The 19,187-nt window shown below is 43.5% G+C and carries 17 protein-coding genes; all 17 read left to right on the forward strand.

From position 1 onward, the window contains the following. Position 1 precedes the first annotated feature (1 nt). A complete protein-coding gene (locus M3P07_RS11710; RefSeq protein WP_249970096.1) occupies positions 2-709 on the forward strand; it encodes a LytR/AlgR family response regulator transcription factor in 708 nt (235 codons plus the stop codon). A gap of 102 nt (positions 710-811) precedes the next feature. Beyond that, positions 812-1,114: an STAS domain-containing protein gene (locus tag M3P07_RS11715; RefSeq protein WP_249970097.1), complete on the forward strand. Its 303-nt coding sequence runs from the start codon at positions 812-814 to the stop codon at positions 1,112-1,114. Positions 1,115-1,138: 24 nt separating this feature from the next. After that, positions 1,139-1,984, forward strand: coding sequence for a glycosyltransferase family 2 protein (locus M3P07_RS11720; protein WP_249970098.1), 846 nt, complete (start codon positions 1,139-1,141; stop codon positions 1,982-1,984). Between the two features lie 244 nt (positions 1,985-2,228). Then, complete coding sequence (locus M3P07_RS11725; protein WP_249970099.1) at positions 2,229-2,594, forward strand: response regulator transcription factor; 366 nt, start codon at positions 2,229-2,231, stop codon at positions 2,592-2,594. 3 nt (positions 2,595-2,597) lie between these two features. Continuing rightward, a complete protein-coding gene (locus tag M3P07_RS17790; protein ID WP_284042149.1) occupies positions 2,598-3,797 on the forward strand; it encodes a sugar transferase in 1,200 nt (399 codons plus the stop codon). A 3-nt stretch (positions 3,798-3,800) separates the two neighbouring features. Continuing rightward, positions 3,801-4,541, forward strand: coding sequence for a TolC family protein (locus tag M3P07_RS11740; protein ID WP_249970100.1), 741 nt, complete (start codon positions 3,801-3,803; stop codon positions 4,539-4,541). 2 nt (positions 4,542-4,543) lie between these two features. Next, entirely contained in the window at positions 4,544-6,775 is a 2,232-nt protein-coding gene (locus tag M3P07_RS11745) for a GumC family protein (RefSeq protein WP_249970101.1), read from the forward strand. Next, on the forward strand, positions 6,775-8,118 hold the full coding sequence (locus M3P07_RS11750; RefSeq protein WP_249970102.1) for an oligosaccharide flippase family protein: 1,344 nt from the start codon (positions 6,775-6,777) through the stop codon (positions 8,116-8,118). Before M3P07_RS11745 ends, M3P07_RS11750 begins: the two co-directional genes overlap by 1 nt. Further along, on the forward strand, positions 8,118-9,590 hold the full coding sequence (locus tag M3P07_RS11755; protein ID WP_249970103.1) for a hypothetical protein: 1,473 nt from the start codon (positions 8,118-8,120) through the stop codon (positions 9,588-9,590). Before M3P07_RS11750 ends, M3P07_RS11755 begins: the two co-directional genes overlap by 1 nt. A gap of 10 nt (positions 9,591-9,600) precedes the next feature. Further along, positions 9,601-10,497 carry a glycosyltransferase family 2 protein gene (locus M3P07_RS11760; RefSeq protein ID WP_249970104.1) on the forward strand — a complete coding sequence of 299 codons (897 nt, stop codon included), beginning with the start codon at positions 9,601-9,603 and terminating at the stop codon, positions 10,495-10,497. Between the two features lie 132 nt (positions 10,498-10,629). Then, a complete protein-coding gene (locus M3P07_RS11765; protein ID WP_249970105.1) occupies positions 10,630-12,582 on the forward strand; it encodes an LruC domain-containing protein in 1,953 nt (650 codons plus the stop codon). A gap of 35 nt (positions 12,583-12,617) precedes the next feature. Further along, entirely contained in the window at positions 12,618-13,970 is a 1,353-nt protein-coding gene (locus M3P07_RS11770) for a UDP-glucose dehydrogenase family protein (RefSeq protein ID WP_249970106.1), read from the forward strand. An 11-nt stretch (positions 13,971-13,981) separates the two neighbouring features. Next, complete coding sequence (locus M3P07_RS11775) at positions 13,982-14,950, forward strand: UDP-glucuronic acid decarboxylase family protein (protein ID WP_249970107.1); 969 nt, start codon at positions 13,982-13,984, stop codon at positions 14,948-14,950. A gap of 9 nt (positions 14,951-14,959) precedes the next feature. Beyond that, positions 14,960-16,165: a glycosyltransferase family 2 protein gene (locus M3P07_RS11780; protein ID WP_249970108.1), complete on the forward strand. Its 1,206-nt coding sequence runs from the start codon at positions 14,960-14,962 to the stop codon at positions 16,163-16,165. 9 nt (positions 16,166-16,174) lie between these two features. Beyond that, the gene (locus M3P07_RS11785) at positions 16,175-17,332 is read left to right on the forward strand and encodes a glycosyltransferase family 4 protein (protein ID WP_249970109.1); all 1,158 of its coding nucleotides are present in this window, start codon (positions 16,175-16,177) and stop codon (positions 17,330-17,332) included. Between the two features lies 1 nt (position 17,333). Continuing rightward, the gene (locus M3P07_RS11790; RefSeq protein ID WP_249970110.1) at positions 17,334-18,527 is read left to right on the forward strand and encodes a glycosyltransferase; all 1,194 of its coding nucleotides are present in this window, start codon (positions 17,334-17,336) and stop codon (positions 18,525-18,527) included. A gap of 10 nt (positions 18,528-18,537) precedes the next feature. Then, positions 18,538-19,176, forward strand: coding sequence for an acyltransferase (locus M3P07_RS11795; RefSeq protein ID WP_249970111.1), 639 nt, complete (start codon positions 18,538-18,540; stop codon positions 19,174-19,176). Positions 19,177-19,187 lie beyond the last annotated feature (11 nt).

A 19,187-nucleotide genomic window follows, 5' to 3' on the forward strand; every position in this document is an offset into this window, starting at 1 on the left:
GGTGAAATGTATAATTGTTGATGATGAGCAAAGTGCAAGGGCAATCGTGAAAGAGCTCTGCCGTACCATTCCAGAAATTGAGGTGGTTGCGGAGTTTCCCAATGCTTTGGAAGCCTTGAAATTTTTGAAGTACAATCAAATAGATTTAATATTTCTGGACATTCATATGCCCAAACTTACAGGAGTTGATTTTATTGAAACCGTAACCAACCCACCCAAGATTGTACTCACCACCTCCGATACTGAATTTGCCATTGAAGCCTATGGATATGAATTTATTTTGGATTATTTGGTGAAACCGATATCCGCGGAAAGATTTCATAAATGCGCAATAAAGTTGCATAACGTATTTTGTAAATCGGCTTCCGATTTCGAAAGGGAATCCAGTCTGGCCGAAGACGATGATCTCTATATCAACATCGACAGGAGGCTGATCAAGTTGAAATTTCATGACATCCAACTGATCGAGGCCAAGGGGGATTATATAGAGATACAGACCAAAAATGAAAGATATAGAGTGCATTCCACATTAAAGAAAATAAAGGAAAAACTACCGGAATCCAGATTTTTGCAAGTACACAGATCTTACATCATCAACTTTGCACAAATAGTTGATATTCAGGATAACAGTGTGCTTATAGAACGCAATGTGATACCCATAAGTCGATCCAACCGCCCGGAGTTGATGCAACGCTTGAATTTACTCTAAAAAGAAAGAAAAATACTACAAATGTATTTTTGGCGTTAAGATAGATAGACACTTTTTGAAAATGTTAATACGATTGAAACTACCTAATTAAATTTTTAGCATATGTCATTGGAAATACGAGAGAACAGAGGAATTTTGGAGATTTTGGGCAAAGTGTCCACTCAACATTTAGGAGCTTTGAACTCCTATTTTAATGCCGTCTTGGAGCGGGAAGAAAGTATTGTGGTAAGCCTCGAAAGGGTTACAGAACTGGACTCTTCTGCAGCTCAATTCTTTGAGAAATTATACCGGAGCTCCGCAAGACAAAATAAGGTAGTTTCCCTAATCGGAAGACAAAATAGGGCTTTGATGGAAATTCTGAACACCACCAATTCCGATTATATTCTCAGCTCAGACCGTATTTAGACCATTAAAATAACTAGGGGAATCATGAAAGTCACTGCTTACCAACCTTACTACAAGCTGGATCCACAAAGTTTGGACGATGCTGACTTTACCAAGTTGACCACCTATTTTGCGTTGTTGCGCGAGGTGAAGAAGCCGGTGGTAAGCCTTGTAACCCCGGTATACCGAGCTAAGGATACCTTGGTAGCCCATATAATGTCGCTTGCAAATCTGAAGACCATAATTCCTTATGAGCTCATTTTTGTGGAAAACAATGCGGACAGGGAATCCCTGTCCATATTAAAGCAATTGGGAGCCACGGTAGTAAGTGAACCAAAGCAGGGTATTACCCATGCCCGCCAAAAAGGCTTGGAAGAAGCCAGAGGGCAAATAATCTGTAGTTTGGATCCTGACACCATTTATGATCCCTACTACGTCGATAAAATGGTCCTGCCTTTTTTTAAGGACCAAGATTTGGTGCTTTGTTATGCAGTCTCCCAAAGCTATAGGGAGGATTTTCAACTACCCCTAAAAATGCGGTTGCGGAACCGGTTGAAGGTGGCCTATTTTCGATGGAAACTTGCCAAGGGATTTACCACAAAAATAAAATACATCCGTGCTGTAGGCATGGCCATTCGCAAAGAAAAACTACTTCCTATCGGATACGATACCGACCTAAAGGCAGTATCTGGATGCGATGATGGCATGTTGGCCATGCATTTACACAATACGGGGACTTTTAAATATGTGGCTGTGGATATCCATACGGCCCTTCCTCCAAAAAGGGAACCAGGTAAACCCTTTCCGTTTTGCAACGAGCGCTTCCTACCCGTTGAAAACAAACTTCAAGAAACATACAAAGCGTTGGAAATAGAGGAATTAGGCAGCTAAGCCTAAAGTTCCGACCTTTTCTCAAAGACATTACTTTTGTTGACTTTCTGGGGGTTTTTGCGACCCGGCAAAATGTGGGTTACATGGTCGAAGGTCCTACATCGATGAATCCCCGAAATACCTTACCTCCAATAAACTCCCACTTACAACAACCTCCCTTGGTTTTACAACATAGAATTAATAAAAAGTAATATAAATCCTACTTTTCGTTCGTGTTTAGTACTACAAACTTAAAATCGATACTATGAAAATTCTAGTTGTTGACGACAAACAATCCCTGAGTGAACTTGTTTCCCAGTTTTTGGGACAGTCCTATCAGGTAACCACGATGGAAGACGGGTTGGCAGCCCTGGCTTGGATGCAGGAAGGCAATATTCCAGATTTGGTGATAACCGACTTGGAAATGCCCAATATGGACGGTTTTGAACTGATCCAAAAAATAAAGGAAAGCGGCTATTTCTCCAATATTCCCATTATAGTTCTCAGCTGTAGGGACAGTAGTTCGGATCGTATCCAATGCCTAAAATTGGGAGCGGATGATTATTTGGTGAAACCCTTTAATCCTGAAGAATTGCTAATTCGTGTAGAAAAATTACTCATTAGGGCCTAGCATATGGAAGTACTATTGGACAAAAAAATATCCCTACTCTATGTGGGAATGGACCAAGGGGTAATGGACCAGTTCTTGGGTCAGACCCAAAAGGTAGATTTCCACGTGGCAAAAAATGCGGTTTTGGCCATCAAATGGCTGGAGGAAAACGAGCATGTGGATGCCATTTTATGTGAAAAGCAAATACCTGGTCAAACTGGTATTGAATTCCATAAAACCTTGAGGGAACGATTTGCCAATAATCATGCTATTCCCTTCATTCTAGTGGCGAAGGAAAGGGATAAAAACGATTTGTCCGAAGCTGTAAAAAGCGGCATCGACGATTTCTATGTCCAGCCCTTGTCCACAGATCGGATATTGGATAGGGTCCAATTCCTAAAAGAACTAAAGGCCAATCTCAATAGGGAGAAAATATCACCTCCAAACGGGGAGGACAAAGATTATAAAATTGGCTTTTGGAAACGAAGCTTTGATATTGTGGTTGCTGGGACGGCCTTATTGTGCGCCGCTCCCTTTTTACTGCTTTTTATTATCGCCATTCGGTTAGAGTCCAAGGGCAAGGTATACTACATTTCGAAACGTGTGGGAACCGGCTATAAAATCTTCGACTTCTATAAGCTGCGTTCCATGTATCCGGATGCGGACAAAAGACTCAAGGAGTTTGAACACCTAAACCAATACGTGGATAAGGAGGGGAACGATGTGGCCGAAACGGAGGATGAAACCATTCAACCCGAAATTCAGAAAGGTACCATGTTGATCGGGGATGATACTGAGGTTGATGAGGTGCAACACAATATCAAAAGAAAGGAAAGCGCAAAAAGCGCCTTTGTCAAATTTGACAACGATCCCAGGATTACCAAGGTGGGGCACATCATTAGAAAGTTGAGTATTGACGAGCTCCCACAATTGATCAATGTCCTAAAAGGGGATATGTCCATCGTGGGCAATCGTCCATTACCGTTGTACGAGGCCGAAATGCTGACCACAGACGAATGGACTGACCGCTTTAATGGCCCTGCAGGAATCACCGGTCTATGGCAGGTGGAAGCAAGGGGGAGGAGTTCAAAAATGTCTCCCGAAGAACGTAAAACCTTGGATATTAAATATGTGAAATACGCAAACAGCAAATATGCTTTTTTGATCGATATGTGGATCGTACTCCGAACATTCAAAGCGGTATTTCAAAAAGAGAACGTATAAAAAATGAAAAAAGGGGCACTTATTTTTTTGTTTTTGACACTATTGTGTAATGTGATGATGGGTCAATCCATCAACGATTTTATTGAAAAAAGTCTAGAGGAGAACGATATCGCCAAAAAGCTACCGCCAATAGATACGTTAGTGGCCATGGCCAAGGAGTATTCTCCTTTTATTAAGGTAACCGTATCCGAACAGCAATACAGGGATGGTGTGGTTTCCGCGGAACAACGGGCTTGGTTGGAGTACGTCAATCTTGAAGCCGGATACAACTACGGTATTTTTGATAACCTGAGTAACTCCCAAATATCAGGAGATCCCCAAAGCCAGGCCTTGTTTTCGAGTGAACAAAGTCGATACAATGTTGGGGTGTCACTCCGCTTGCCTTTGTCGGCCATTATAAACCGAAGGGCCAAGATTATGAGCGCAAAGGGCGAAGCCGAAAAAGCTCGCTTCGAGACCCGAGTGGCCGAAGTGGAACTGGAACAAAAGGTGGTGGAACTCTATAACAATCTTCTCAAAGCGCATCGACTTTTCTTTATATCCGGGTCTATTGTGGACAATTTTAGGGTGCAGTCGATTCGCGCCGAAAAAGACTTTGCCAACGGTGTAATCAACATAGCCGAATACACCCGTTTGCAACAAATGATGAACCAAGCGACCATGGGATTTGAACTCCAGCGGTCGGATTTTATTTCCTCGGTAATGGCATTGGAAAACATTATTGGGGCTGAACTGAATATTTAGAAATGAAGTTTAACCTTCTCTTTTTTGTAAGGCTTTTGGTAAGGCATGTTGGCCTGTTGGTCGCTATGCCCATAATCTTGGCTTCCCTTGTATTTTATATGACCAGGGACGAACCCAAAATTTATAATTCCAAGGCAAGGGTATATACTGGAATTGCCACAGGTTCCAATATTGAACTGGAAAACACCAAAATCGATTTTAGGGCCACAAATACGGCTTACGATAACTTGTTGAACTTGATCAAGGCCAGGACCACCATAGAAATTGTGGGCCTAAAGTTGTTTGCCCAGCATATGGCATTGGACAGTGCCGATATTAAGATCATCTCCCATGAGAAGTTTGCCCAATTGATGCAAGATGTCCCAGATGAGGTAAAGCAACTGGTGGTTAAGGGAGACACCCAAAAAACCTATGAAAACTTCGTCGGTTTAAAGGAATCCAATCACACCAATTACATCTATAAACTCATTAACCTGGATCACCCAGATTATAGTATTGAAAAAATTCTTGGTCGAATCGGGTTGCGAAGGATTTCGAACAGTGATTTTGTGGATATCGACTTTGAATCCGAGGATCCGGCCATTTGTCAAAATACACTTCTGATTCTCTGCGAAACCTTTGTGCAGCTCAATGCCGACATCAAGGTGAACCAATCGGATGCCGTGGTAAAGTATTTTCAAGGACAGTTGAACAAATCCACAGATCATCTGCACGAAGCGGAAGATGAACTCCTTGATTTCAATAGGACCAACAACATTATCAATTACTACGAACAGACCAAGCATATTGCGGCCGAGAAAGAGGAATTTGAAATCAAGTTCTTCGAAGTCCTGCGAAATTTCCATGCTTCTAAAGCGGTTTTGAGCGTGTTGGAATCCAAATTGGAGACCCACGATCGAAAACGGATTTCCAGTCAGAGCATTATGGAGATTAGAAAGGAGCTCTCCACCTTAAATTTTGAAGTGTCCATGAAATCCTTGGGATTGAAAAAGGATTCGTTGGAACGTGAGGATGACGCCAAGGATGTGGCCAAAAAAATGCAGCGCATAAAAGCCTTGGAACAGAAACTGGCGGCCCATATCGACACCCTGTACACAACGGATTACAGTACCAAGAGTGTGGCTTCCACAAGTGTGTTGGCAGATTGGTTACAAAAGACCATCGAATATGAGGGTTATGGAGCCCAGTTGAAGGTAATGGAGGAAAAACGAAAAGAGTTTGAATCGCTCTATCAGGAATTTTCCCCTTTGGGCGCTACCATGAAACGGTTGGAACGAAAAATAGATATTGCCGAAAGGGAATATTTAAGTCTTTTGCACAGCTTGGGCCTTGCCAAACTACGACAGCAAAATGTAGAGCTTAAATCCAACATAAAACTTACTGAAGTTCCCTTTTTCCCTATCAGCCCAAAACCCAGCAAGCGCATGTTACTGGTTATAGTGGCGGCCATGGTTGGCTTCGTGCTTGTTGCAGCATCCATTCTGGTGTTGGAATTGTTGGACGGAAATATCAATACCGCAAAACGGGCAGAGGATAAAATTGATTTAAAGGTTTCCTCCATATTTCCAGTGATTAGTGCCAAAAACAAAAAACTGGATTACAGTTATCTACAGAACAAGGCGGTTAATGCAATCTCAAGAAATGTAATCCTGAACCAATTCAAAAAGGAAAAAGAGGATGTGCCGGTGGTCAATATGTTGTTCTCTACCCAAGAAAATGAGGGGAAAACATTTATCTGCAAGCATTTGATCGAGAAACTCTGCGAATTGGACTATAAAGTATTGCACGTTACCTACGATGAAGAGGATTTAGGCCTTACTGGCGATTACTATCATAAGGTGCAATATGAAATTAGCGACAAGCTCTATAGGATTTCCAAGGTGAACGAATTTGATGAAGAACATACCATCGAGGATTTCAATGTTTTTGATTTTGTGATTCTTGAAATCCCGAGCATCATCAAAAATCCTTTCCCGGTGAAACTGGCCTCGACCATGGATTATACTTTCTTGGTAACACGAGCGAACAGGGCGTGGAGCGAAGCAGATAAAAATGCCTTGGAACTTTTCAATGAAGCTACCACAGGTCCGGAACCGACCATTATTCTCAACGGGGTAAAAGTACTGGAAATGGAGACCGTGGTAGGTGATCTTCCTAAAAAGAGGTCGCTGATACGCAGTTGGATAAAGAAAATCGTCCAGTTTAGATTTTTCACAAAACAAACCGTTGCCTAATGCTGGGGAAGCTTAAGAACATAAGCAAAGAGAAAAACTTGTCGTCACTCATGGCCAATGTGAGCGTGGCCTTTATGGGCTTGGTGAGTTTTATGTTGCTAACCCGACAGCTGAGCAGGGAACTATTTGGAGAATGGGTGCTTTTTATCACCCTGGCCACCTTTATTGACCTGTTGAGGTTTGGCCTTACCAGAACCTCTGCCGTTCGGCAACTGTCCGGAGCGGATAAAATGGGACAAAAAACCATTTTGGGGGCAAGTTTTAGAATCAATCTGGTCTTGTTGGGCGTACTAACTTTGGTATGTTGGTCCCTTTTGGCCTTGGTGAATTCCTTTGCGATTGAAATCAACAACGGCTATAGTTTGTTTCTAATTTACTATCCTTTTTTGGCACTCTCCAACCTCAGTTGGAACAATGCCATGGCCCTCTTCCAGGCTGAACAGAATTTCAATAGAATGATGGTGGTGCGTATTGCCAATGTGGGCCTTTTTTGCCTCTTTTTACTATTGAATCAATGGTGGTTGCATTGGGGCCTTATCGAAATTATTTGGCTGAATATTGCCGTAAATGCCGTCTCGGGAATTTGGTGCGTACTAAAGCGCTGGGATGGATTGGTGTACCTCAAGTATGCCCAAAGAAAAGTGGAAAAGGAACTCATCAATTTTGGCAAATATTCCATGGGCACCTTGATCAGTTCAAGCTTGTTGAAGAGCTCTGATACCTTCATTATTGGGATGAGCCCTTTCCTTGGCTCGGCAGGAATTGCCATGTACGCGATTCCCCTCAAATTGACTGATTTATTGGGGATTCCCCTTCACAGTTTTTCAATGACAGCCTATCCGCGAATGTCAAAAAAAGCGTTGGAAGGTGACATTCTTGGCACCAAGAAAATATTTTACTCTTACGTTGGTATCATCACCCTTTTATTTTTTCCAGTGGCCTTGGGCAGTTTTGTTTTTGCAGAATACCTGGTGCTTTTTTTGGGAGGAAATGAATACAGGGATGCCCTGCCGTTATTGACTTTAATTTTTAGGGTATTTACGGGATACATTATGCTATTGCCGTTAGATCGGTTTACCGGAGTATTGCTGGATAGCATCAACAAGCCCAAACTCAATCTGTATAAGGTTTTGGTGATGACTTTGGCCAATATAGTTTTAAACCTGCTTGCGGTATTCGTCTTTCAAAGCTTGGTGGCGGTCGCTGTGGGTACGGTACTGTTTACATTGATGGGAATTTTCCTTGGATTCTATTACCTGAAGAAAGAGGTGCAGATCCAGGGGCGTCAGATTTTTTCCGAAAGTGTGGATTTCATTAAGAACCTAAAAACACATTTGGGCTAATGAATCCATTTGAAACAACAAACGGTTCCGATTACTTGCGAAAACCATTGCCAATTTTGGTGTTGCTAAGCTTGGTATTTTGTACGGCCCATCTTACAGCAACCCGCGGATTGGTGGCAGGAATTGGAATCATGGTATTCCCCTTTGCCATTCTTTATTTGGGAGCACTTTTTGTAAAACCCAGAATAGGCATTATCACGGTTTTAATTTTCAACTTTTTTGTTCTCGGCATAGGGCGATACATTCCCATGACCTGGGGTCTGCTTATGGATGGCTTAATGGTATTGATGTACCTAGCGCTATTTTTTAAGGCCTTTCGCATGAAGGTGCCTTGGGAGCGTGCCAATTCACAACTGACCCTTTTAGTTACCATTTGGTTTGGCTATGCCATTTTGCAAATTGCCAATCCAGAGGCGGTCAGTGTGGCTGCGTGGTTTTATGCCATGCGGGGATTGGCCCTGTACCAATGGTTGTTTGTGCCTCTGGTCTTTATATTGTTCAACAAACGAAATGACCTCCATCTGTTTTTTTTGATTTGGGGCGTCCTTTCCGTGTTGGCCACTATGAAGGGCATGCAGCAACTGATTTTTGGGGTAGATTCCTATGAACAAGCTTGGCTGGACGCAGGGGGGGATGTTACCCATATCCTGTTTGGGAAGCTGCGTATTTTCTCCTTTTATTCCGATGCAGGCCAATTTGGAGCTTCCCAGGGACATACCGGGGTGGTCTTTGGCGTGTTGGCCTTGTTTGCAAAGAACAGAAGATTTCAAATCTTTTGTGGCATAGTTGCTATGGCAGGCCTCTTGGGTATGATGATCTCGGGGACCCGTGGAGCCATTGCGGTTCCGGCCATGGGAGGGGTCATGTTCATTTTGGTCAGAAAACACATTCCCAGTATTGTACTTGGCGTAATTGCGGGCATTGGGATTTTCGTTTTTTTTAAGTACACCACCATTGGTAACGACAATGATCAGATACGAAGAATGCGAACAGCATTTGATCCCAATGATGCTTCCCTGGAAATGCGTAGGATCAATCAGGCCAAACTAAAGGGATATTTGGCAACCCGACCTTTGGGTGGGGGTATCGGCTCCACAGGTAATTGGGGAAAACGCTTTTCCCCCAACACCTTTTTGGCCAATACAGCAACGGACAGTTGGTTTGTGGCCGTTTGGGCAGATACCGGTATTGTTGGGCTGTATCTACACCTTTTTATTCTATTCTTTATCCTAGTTACAGGGGCCTATAACTGCATGTTCAAAATACGGGACGATTGGTTGAAAGGACAAATCACAGCTTTGGTCTGCGGGATGGCCGGAATTATGTTGGCCTCCTACGGCAATGGTGTATTTGGACAATTTCCAACCTGTATTTTAATGTATACAGGGATGGTATTCATCTTCATATCCCCAAAATTGGATAGGCAGATCATGGCCGAAAAAGAGGCCGATTTACAATTGCAACCCGCATAAAATTCGAATTATGGAACCACTAGTTTCAATCATAACCATCAATTACAACGAATCGGATGTAACCTTAGATCTTTTGAAATCCACACGGGATTTGACCTATTCCAATGTTGAGATTATTGTGGTGGACAATGCATCACCAAATGATAATCCCGATATTATAAAGGAGCAATATCCCGAAGTTACGCTCATTAAAAGTTTGGAAAACCTTGGTTTTGCCGGAGGCAACAACCTTGGAGTAAAACAGGCAAAGGGCGAATACTTATTGTTCATCAATAACGACACCATTGTCCCTCCAGATTTTATCCAACCCTTGGTGGAAACTTTGGAAAATGACCATAATATTGGCATGGTGAGCCCCAAAATTAAGTTTCATTGGGACCCAACCCTTATCCAATATGCGGGATATACCCCAATGAACCATTGGACCATACGTAATAATAGTATCGGATACCACCAAAAGGATGATGGTACTTATGATGTTCCTGGAGAGACCCAATCCATTCATGGGGCCGCCATGATGGTGCCAAGAAGCGTTGTGGAAAAAGTGGGGATGATGACCGAGATTTATTTTCTCTATTACGAAGAGCACGATTGGGCCGAGATGGTAAAGCGTGGAGGGTACAAAATCTATTACCAGCCCCAATCCCATATTTTACACAAGGAATCTGTTTCCACCGGAAAATTCAGTCCTTTGAAAACCTATTACATAGCGCGCAATCGAATCTTGTTTGCCCGAAGGAACTTCAAACCCATTCAGCTTTTTGTGAGCTTATTGTTCCAAGGCTTGGTATCCATCCCAAAAAATAGCTTGGTCTTCCTAGCCAAACGGGAGTTTGAACATCTAAGGGCCTTTTGGAGGGCCATTAGCTGGAATCTTACCCATGGCAGAACAGCTAACAATCTGTAAACTCGATTATTGCAAAGCGGGCTAAATATATGCCAGCCTTCCATTTACAACACGAAACCTTGCTTACGCAACAAATACTTTTCTTTCTTAAAATGTAGGATAATATTTACAAATATTAAGTAACCTACAATAATGAATAGAAATTTAAGAAGTATCATCCTATTGACAGCTGTTTTTTTAACAATCACAGGATGTGTTAGTGAAAAGGATCTAGATCCCCCAATAGATAGCCCCGATGTTGATACAGACGATGGGCCTTTGGCCGCGTTGAATGTGACTGCCACCTTCGATTATGCAACCAATCAGGAGGTGAATGTTGTTTTAGACGTTCCTTCATTCTTGAGAGGAGCAGTTTTCTCACTGTATAGTAAAACAGGAAATCAGGATAGCATTCCTTTTGGTAAGGCAATGTTTGATTCCAACGGTCATTTTGAGCAAAATTTTGCGATTCAGGCACAGGCGGACAGTGTACTCCTATATTCTGATTATTTAGGACTTACAAAAGATATTCGATTGGCCATCGGCAACGGTGGGGTTTCATTTGATTACCGACCACTTTATGAACGTTCTTCTTCCAGCAAGGGCAAAAGCGGTGAAATAGTACAAAAAGGGACTACAACTACCACTTCCAAAGCAACATATACGTATTTAAGCGGATTCAATAATCAAGGGGTTCCTTCAGAGATGGAGCTCCCCGATGTTATCCAGCAAAACCTTTTGGACGATATCAACGCATCCTTACCGGAATACAGTAGGGTGCCGATTGCAAATCCACAGTTTTTATCCAATACAAGTGAAACCAGTATGGTTATCACCGATTTGGCCGATGTGTGGGTCACCTTTGTTTCCGAAGGGGCAGGGTATAGAAATGCTTTGGGGTACTATTCCTATGAACTGGGAAATGAACCTGCAAACCCAAATGAGATTGCAGCTCACAATGTTATATTCCCCAATACCTCCATGGTAGGCTCTTCGGGCGGACTGGTACCTGGTGACCGTGTGTACTTGGGAAGATTTCCCCCGAATACCGTGATTTCTTGGTTTATAGTGGCCAACGGTTGGAACGGTTCCGGAGTTACAGATGGTAACGGAATCTACTATTCCGAGCCCAGTTTCAATCCTGAAAATTCAAATTTGAATACCCACGTGGTCCAGTTGTATGACAGCGCCCGGGAAATAAATTTCCTGGCCTTTGAGGACCTTCGTAGAGATCAAGGTTCCGATGATGATTTTAACGATGCGGTGTTTTATGCCCGGGCGAATCCGGTGGAGTCCATTGAATTGACCAATGTGGTTGCCCTTATACCGGCCAACGATGAAGACGGGGATGGTGTGAACGATGAGTTGGACGATTTTCCATTTGACGTGAACAAGGCCTTCAATAATTTTTCGCCAACAGCCAACCTTACTGGGGTATTGGCCTTTGAGGATCTATGGCCCAGTCAGGGGGATTACGACTTTAACGATCTGGTGGTGACCTATAGTTACAACCTGATCACCAATGCTTCAAACCTTATAACCCGGATTGAGGGAACTTTTACCATCGACAATATTGGTGGCGCGCTCCATAATGGATTTGCCTTAGCCTTCCCCATTGACCCCACTTTGGTGGACGATGTGCAGGGACAAGAAATAAATGCCAATTACATCAGCTTAAATGTCAATGGTACAGAAGCGAATACGGCTACCGACGAGACCGTAATATTTGTGGCTGGCAATGTAGTTGAAATGCAGGGCGAAACTGTGGAAATCGGTATTGACTTCAACACCCCGATCAGCTATGAAGATTTGGGATTGGTACCCTTCAACCCGTTTTTAATTTCGGATGCCACACGGTCCAAAGAGATCCACTTGCCGGATTATGCGCCAACAAGTATGGCGGCCTCATTGGGGACCAAAGATGACGATAGCGACCCGGCACAAAACAGATACTATAAAACAGATAAGAACCTGCCATGGGCACTGAACATCTTTGATGAATTTGAGCCCCCGCAGGAATCCATTCCCATTACCATCGCGTATCCCAAGTTTGTCAATTGGGCAAATTCCGGAGGTACCCAGGATTTGGATTGGTACGAACGATAGAAAATCATATAACAAACCTTAATACACTTCAAATTATGAACATTACAGTTATAGGTACAGGTTACGTAGGCTTGGTAACAGGTACCTGCTTCGCAGAAACAGGAATCAATGTGGTCTGCGTGGACATTGACGAGAAAAAAGTGGAAAAGCTCCGCAAGGGTGAGATTCCAATTTATGAACCTGGTCTGGATGTCCTTTTGGAACGCAATATGGACAAAGGAAGAATTTCCTTCACCACAAGTTTGGAAAAGGGAATCAAGAACAGTGATGCCATTTTTATTGCCGTGGGAACCCCACCCGATGAAGATGGAAGTGCTGATCTAAAATATGTACTTGGTGTAGCTCGGGAAATTGGCCAGCACATGGAAGATTACAAAGTAATCATTACCAAGAGTACCGTTCCCGTGGGAACATCTTTTAAGGTTAAATCTGCCGTGGAGGAAGAATTGGCCAAACGTAATGTTCGTATTCCTTTTGACGTGGCTTCCAATCCTGAATTTTTGAAGGAGGGTAGCGCGGTTGACGATTTTCTTAAACCCGATAGAATAGTGGTAGGAGTGGAAAGCAAGCGCGCCGAGAAGGTGATGAATCGTTTGTACAAACCCTTTTTGATGAATGGGCACCCCTTATTATTCATGGATATTTTCTCTTCGGAAATGACCAAATATGCCGCCAACTCCATGTTGGCCACCAAGATTAGCTTTATGAACGATATCGCCAACCTGTGCGAGCTTGTGGGAGCTAATGTGGATTTGGTACGAAAAGGGATTGGTTCCGATTCCAGGATCGGAAACAAGTTTATTTATCCAGGTACAGGATATGGAGGAAGTTGTTTCCCCAAAGATGTCCAGGCCTTGGTCCGGACAGCCGATGAGTACGGACATTCCTTGGAGGTCCTAAAGGCAGTGGAAAGTGTCAATTACCGCCAAAAATCCGTTTTGGTGCAGAAAATAAAGAAGCATTTTGGTGAAAATCTAAAGGGCAAACAATTTGGACTTTGGGGCCTTGCCTTCAAGCCAAAAACAGATGATATGCGTGAAGCTCCTGCCTTGGTGATCATTGAGGAACTAAAGGCACTCGGAGCCAACATTAGGGCTTATGATCCAGTGGCCATGGAAGAGGCCGAACGCATTTTGGGTAACAAGATAGAATATGCCAAGGACGAATACGATGCCATTATTGATGCCGATGCATTGATCGTGGTCACCGAATGGTCCGAGTTTAGGATGCCCAACTTCAGGATTTTGGAAAAACTAATGGTAAACAAGTCAATTTTCGATGGGCGTAATGTCTATGACCCGGAGGAAATGGAAGAACTCGGTTTCACCTACTATAGTATTGGTAGGGATGCCGTGGTCAGTACCAAAGAAGAAACCGTAAAAATTTAAAAAGGGGCAAGATGAAACGAATATTGGTAACCGGGGGAGCAGGTTTTGTAGGCTCCCATCTTTGCGAAAGGCTTTTGAATGAAGGAAACGAGGTCATAAGCATGGACAATTACTTCACGGGAAGAAAGAGTAAGATCGTTCATTTGATGGACAATCCATATTTCGAGGTCGTTCGTCACGATGTGACCCTACCTTATTTCCTTGAGGTGGATGAAATCTATAATCTGGCATGTCCGGCATCTCCCGTACATTATCAGCATAACCCCATCAAAACCATCAAGACTTCGGTGTTGGGGGCCATAAACATGTTGGGATTGGCCAAGCGTATCAAGGCAAAAATTCTGCAGGCATCAACCAGTGAGGTCTATGGAGATCCCGAACTGCACCCACAGCCGGAAGGGTACTGGGGCCATGTGAACCCCATCGGAATCCGATCATGTTATGACGAGGGAAAAAGGTGTGCGGAGTCCCTTTTTGTGAACTACCACAATTCCAACGACGTTTTGGTTAAGATCGTTCGGATTTTTAATACCTACGGACCCCGAATGGAACCGGATGACGGCCGGGTGGTCTCCAACTTTATCATTCAGGCTTTGCAAGGGAAAGATATCACGGTTTTCGGGGATGGAACCCAGACCCGGAGTTTTCAATATGTGAGCGATTTGGTAGACGGGATGATCAAGATGATGGGCACCGGGGACGATTTTATAGGCCCGGTGAACATTGGAAATCCAGGGGAATTTACCATGTTGGAACTTGCCGAAAATATCATTGATCTTACAGGTTCCAAATCCAAGATTGTCCATTTGCCATTGCCATCGGATGATCCTATGCAACGCAAACCGGATATTTCCTTGGCCCAAGAGAAGTTGGCAGGATGGGAACCGCGCGTAGACCTTAGGGATGGCCTGGGAAAGACCATTGAATATTTTGACAATCTATTAAAGGATCAATCCATTAAGGAATTGGTAGCAGGATAAGGAGGACAAATGGATGTAGTAAGAATCATAATCAATGTTCTCGAGTACCTGTTATTGGGATATTTTGGATTCGCATCCATTTATGTCTTCGTCTTTTCGGTAGCCGGACTTTTTAAAGCCAAAAACCGAAAGATGTTGTCCGCGAAGCAACGAAAATTTGCGGTGCTAATTCCGGGTTATAAAGAAGACAATGTAATTGTTGATGTGGCCCAAAATGCCCTTCAGCAGACATATCCCTCCCATTTGTATGACGTGGTCGTCATTGCGGACTCTTTTCAACAGCAAACCTTGGACAAACTTCGGGTACTACCCATAAAACTGGTGGAAGTTTCCTTTGAAAAAAGTACCAAGTCCAAAGCGTTGAACAGGGCCATGCTGCACATCGGGGACCAGTATCATGTGGCCCTGATCTTGGATGCCGACAACATTATGGAAAAGGACTTCATCGTTAAGATCAATGAGGCCTTTAACCAGGGTTATAAGGTGGTCCAAGGGCATCGTGTGGCTAAAAACACCAACACTTCATTTGCCATTTTAGATGCGATAAGTGAGGAGATAAACAATCATATTTTTAGGAAAGGCCATCGCGTTTTGGGGCTTTCATCGGCCCTTATCGGTTCGGGGATGGCGTTCGACTATTATTTCTTCAAACATACCATGGCCAATGTTAATGCCGTAGGTGGATTTGATAAGGAATTGGAGCTGAAATTGCTGAAGAACCGGATTAAGATAGAGTACTTGGATGAGGCCCTGGTGCTGGATGAAAAGGTTCAAAAATCAGAAGTTTTTGCCAATCAACGTAAACGTTGGCTATCTGCACAGTTCATTTACTTTGGAAGGTATTTTGTACCAGGACTAAGGGAACTATTTGCTAAAGGAAATGTGGACTTTTTTGATAAGGTCTACCAGATGATATCTCCTCCTCGGGTGCTGTTATTGGGATTGGTGGTTCTTATAACAGGACTATATACACTGTTGAATCTTTTGATGCCCGATAATCTACTGGTCGTGCCATCAGTTCTATGGTATGTGGTGTTCGGATGTACTGTAGCAGCCTTTGCCTTTGCCGTACCTAAAAAATTCTACAGTAAAAGCACCCTTCGGGCAGCACTTACCTTACCCAAGGCCTTTCTACTGATGTTCTTTTCCCTGTTTAAGTTAAAGGGGGCGAACAAAAAATTTATCCACACCCAGCACGGTACCGTTAACTCCTAATTACTTCAGATGAAAATTGGAATAGAAGGACAACGTCTCTATCGCAAAAAGAAGCATGGCATGGACATGGTGGCCCTGGAATTGATCAAGAGTCTGCAGGGAATCGATCACGAAAATGAGTATGTGATTTTTGTACGGCCGGATTTCGATGATAGTTGCATTCCCAAAGTCGAGAATTTTAAGATCGTTGAACTGGAGTCCCGTTGGGGCTATCCCGGATGGGAGCAACTGGTTTTGCCCAGGGCGGCAAAAAAGGAAGGCTGTGATCTGCTGCATTGCACAAGCAATACCGGTCCGCTTTTTTCGCGTGTCCCCTTGATCACCACCCTACACGATATTATTTATTTGGAAAGCATCAGCTTGTTCAAAAAAGAAGGCACCTGGTACCAGAAATTGGGGAATATGTACCGAAGGTATTTTGTTCCTCCCGTGATCCGAAGGAGCAAAAAGGTAATTACCGTTTCGAATTATGAGAAAGAACGAATCAACAAGCATTTTGGATTTACGGACAATAAATTAACGGCGATTTACAATGGTGTAGGTTCCCATTTCAAAAAAGTGGTCAACCCTGTGCGGCTAAATCGCATCAAAGAGCAGTATAAACTACCGGATAATTTTTTCTTCTTTTTGGGGAATACAGATCCCAAAAAAAATACCAAAGGAGTGCTCAAGGCATTTGCGGATTTCAACGCGATATATCCTGGCAAGTACCGTTTGGTGATGTTGGATTACGATGAGGAAGAACTGCAAAAATTGTTGCTCGCAAACAATTGCCCAGAAATCAGGGAGCTTATTCACCTAACGGGATATGTGCCCAATACGGATTTGCCGGCAATTATCAACCAGGCGACCATATTTCTCTACCCTTCACTTCGTGAAAGCTTTGGAATTCCAATTTTGGAGGGAATGGCTTGCGGTGTGCCTGTAATTACATCCAACACCTCTTCGATGCCCGAAGTTGCTGGCGATGGTTCGGCCTTGATGGTGGACCCCACACGCCCTTTGGAGATCACGGAGGCGATGCGGCGATTGGTAGAGGATAGGATGTTGGCCCAACTACTTTCGGAAAAAGGCATTCAGCGGGCCAAGGAATTTTCATGGAATACCATGGCGAGAAAGGTGCTCAGACTTTACGAGGATGTATATGATGAACTTAACAAAAACTAACATGATCAAAGGACAGGACATCATCGTTGTCGGCATTCAGGCATGGGATATTGAAATTGGCAGCAACTGCAAGAATATTGCAACTGAATTTGCCAAACACAATAGGGTGCTTTACGTAAATCCGCCTTTGGACAGAGCTACGCTACGAAGGGGTAAAGATTCCGAAAAGGTGCAAAAACGATTGCGCATTGCCAAAGGAGAAGAAACCGGGTTGGTTCCCATATCTGAAAATCTTTGGAACCTATATCCCACGTCGCTTACAGAATCCATCAATTGGATTCCCTTGCATTTTCTATTCAAAAGGCTCAATAAAAGAAATGCCCGACTTTTTTCCAATGATATTTTGAAGGCCATGGAGCAGCTTAAGTTTAAGAATGTATTGCTCTTTAATGATAGCTCCATGTTCTTGGGGCTGCATCTCAAAGAATTTTTGAAGCCCCAAAGCTATACGTATTACATGCGGGATTACCTTATTAAAGTCCCGTATTGGAGAAGACACGGGGAGCGTATAGAACCCCAATTGATTCAATTGGCGGATACTGTGGTGAACAACTCCACCCTGTATGCTGAATATGGGGCCAAGTACAATCCCAACAGCTATATGGTGGGGCAAGGTTGCGATGTTTCCCTGTTCAACGATGAAAAGAATGCTATAGAAATACCCGAAGAGTTTGATAAAATTCCCGGTCCCATTCTTGGATATGTCGGCTATCTCACCAGTATGCGATTGGATATAGACCTCTTGGAATATATGGCCAAGACCAAAAAGGACTGGAGTATTGTACTGGTAGGTCCTGAAGATGCCGATTTCAAAAATTCGGCCCTACACCAAATGGACAATGTGTTTTTTTTGGGAAGCAAAGGTGGCTCGGAGCTTCCGGCCTATGTAAAGGGGTTCGACATTGCCATGAACCCCCAAGTGGTCAACGATTGGACCATTGGGAACTATCCGAGAAAAATTGACGAATACCTAGCTATGGGCAAGCCAACTTTGGCCACCCAGACCAAGGCTATGGAAATGTTCGAAGATCATGTTTACCTCGCAAGTAGCAAAGAAGAATACATCCAATTGGCGGAAAAGGCCTTGGCCGAAAATTCCCCGAAACTTCAAGCTGAGAGAATTGAGTTTGCCAAAAGCCACACTTGGGAAAATAACGTGAAAGCCATTTACGACGCTATTAAAAAATCAGCCTAAAAGATGCATTATGGGACTAAAGGACAAAATCAAAAACAGTGGAAAAATCAAAAAAATGGTGCACTGGTTATTGGTTCCCAAAAATCAGGCGAGGCCCCGGCTTTGGGTGCGATGGTTTGTAAATCCGTTTTATCATAAAAAGGGAAAAGGAGCAACCGTTTGCAGAAGAACCCGTATGGATGTCCTCCCTTGGAACACGTTCGAATTGGGTTCCAATTCCACCATCGAGGATTTCTCGACCATAAACAATGGGGTAGGAGCTGTTAAAATCGGGGACCGGACCCGTATAGGCCTGGGAAATACCATAATCGGCCCTGTAACCATAGGGAATGACGTCCGCTTGGCACAGAATATTGTGCTATCGGGACTTAACCATAACTACGAAGATGTAACCCAGCCCATCCACGCCCAAGGGGTATCAACAGCCACTATTGTGGTGGAAGAAGAAACCTGGATAGGTGCCAACAGTGTAGTGGTCGCTGGGGTGACCATCGGGAAACACTGCATTATTGCAGGTGGAAGTGTCGTCACCAAGAATATACCCCCATATTCTGTGGCGGTGGGCAATCCGGCGAGGGTTGTCAAAACCTATAATCATAGTACAGGGGAATGGGAAAAAGTTGCTAAAAAAAGTTTGGTTGCAGTTTAATCTAAAGAGAT

Origin of the sequence: Flagellimonas myxillae, assembly GCF_023502235.1 — a bacterium.
Taxonomy (GTDB): domain Bacteria; phylum Bacteroidota; class Bacteroidia; order Flavobacteriales; family Flavobacteriaceae; genus Flagellimonas; species Flagellimonas myxillae.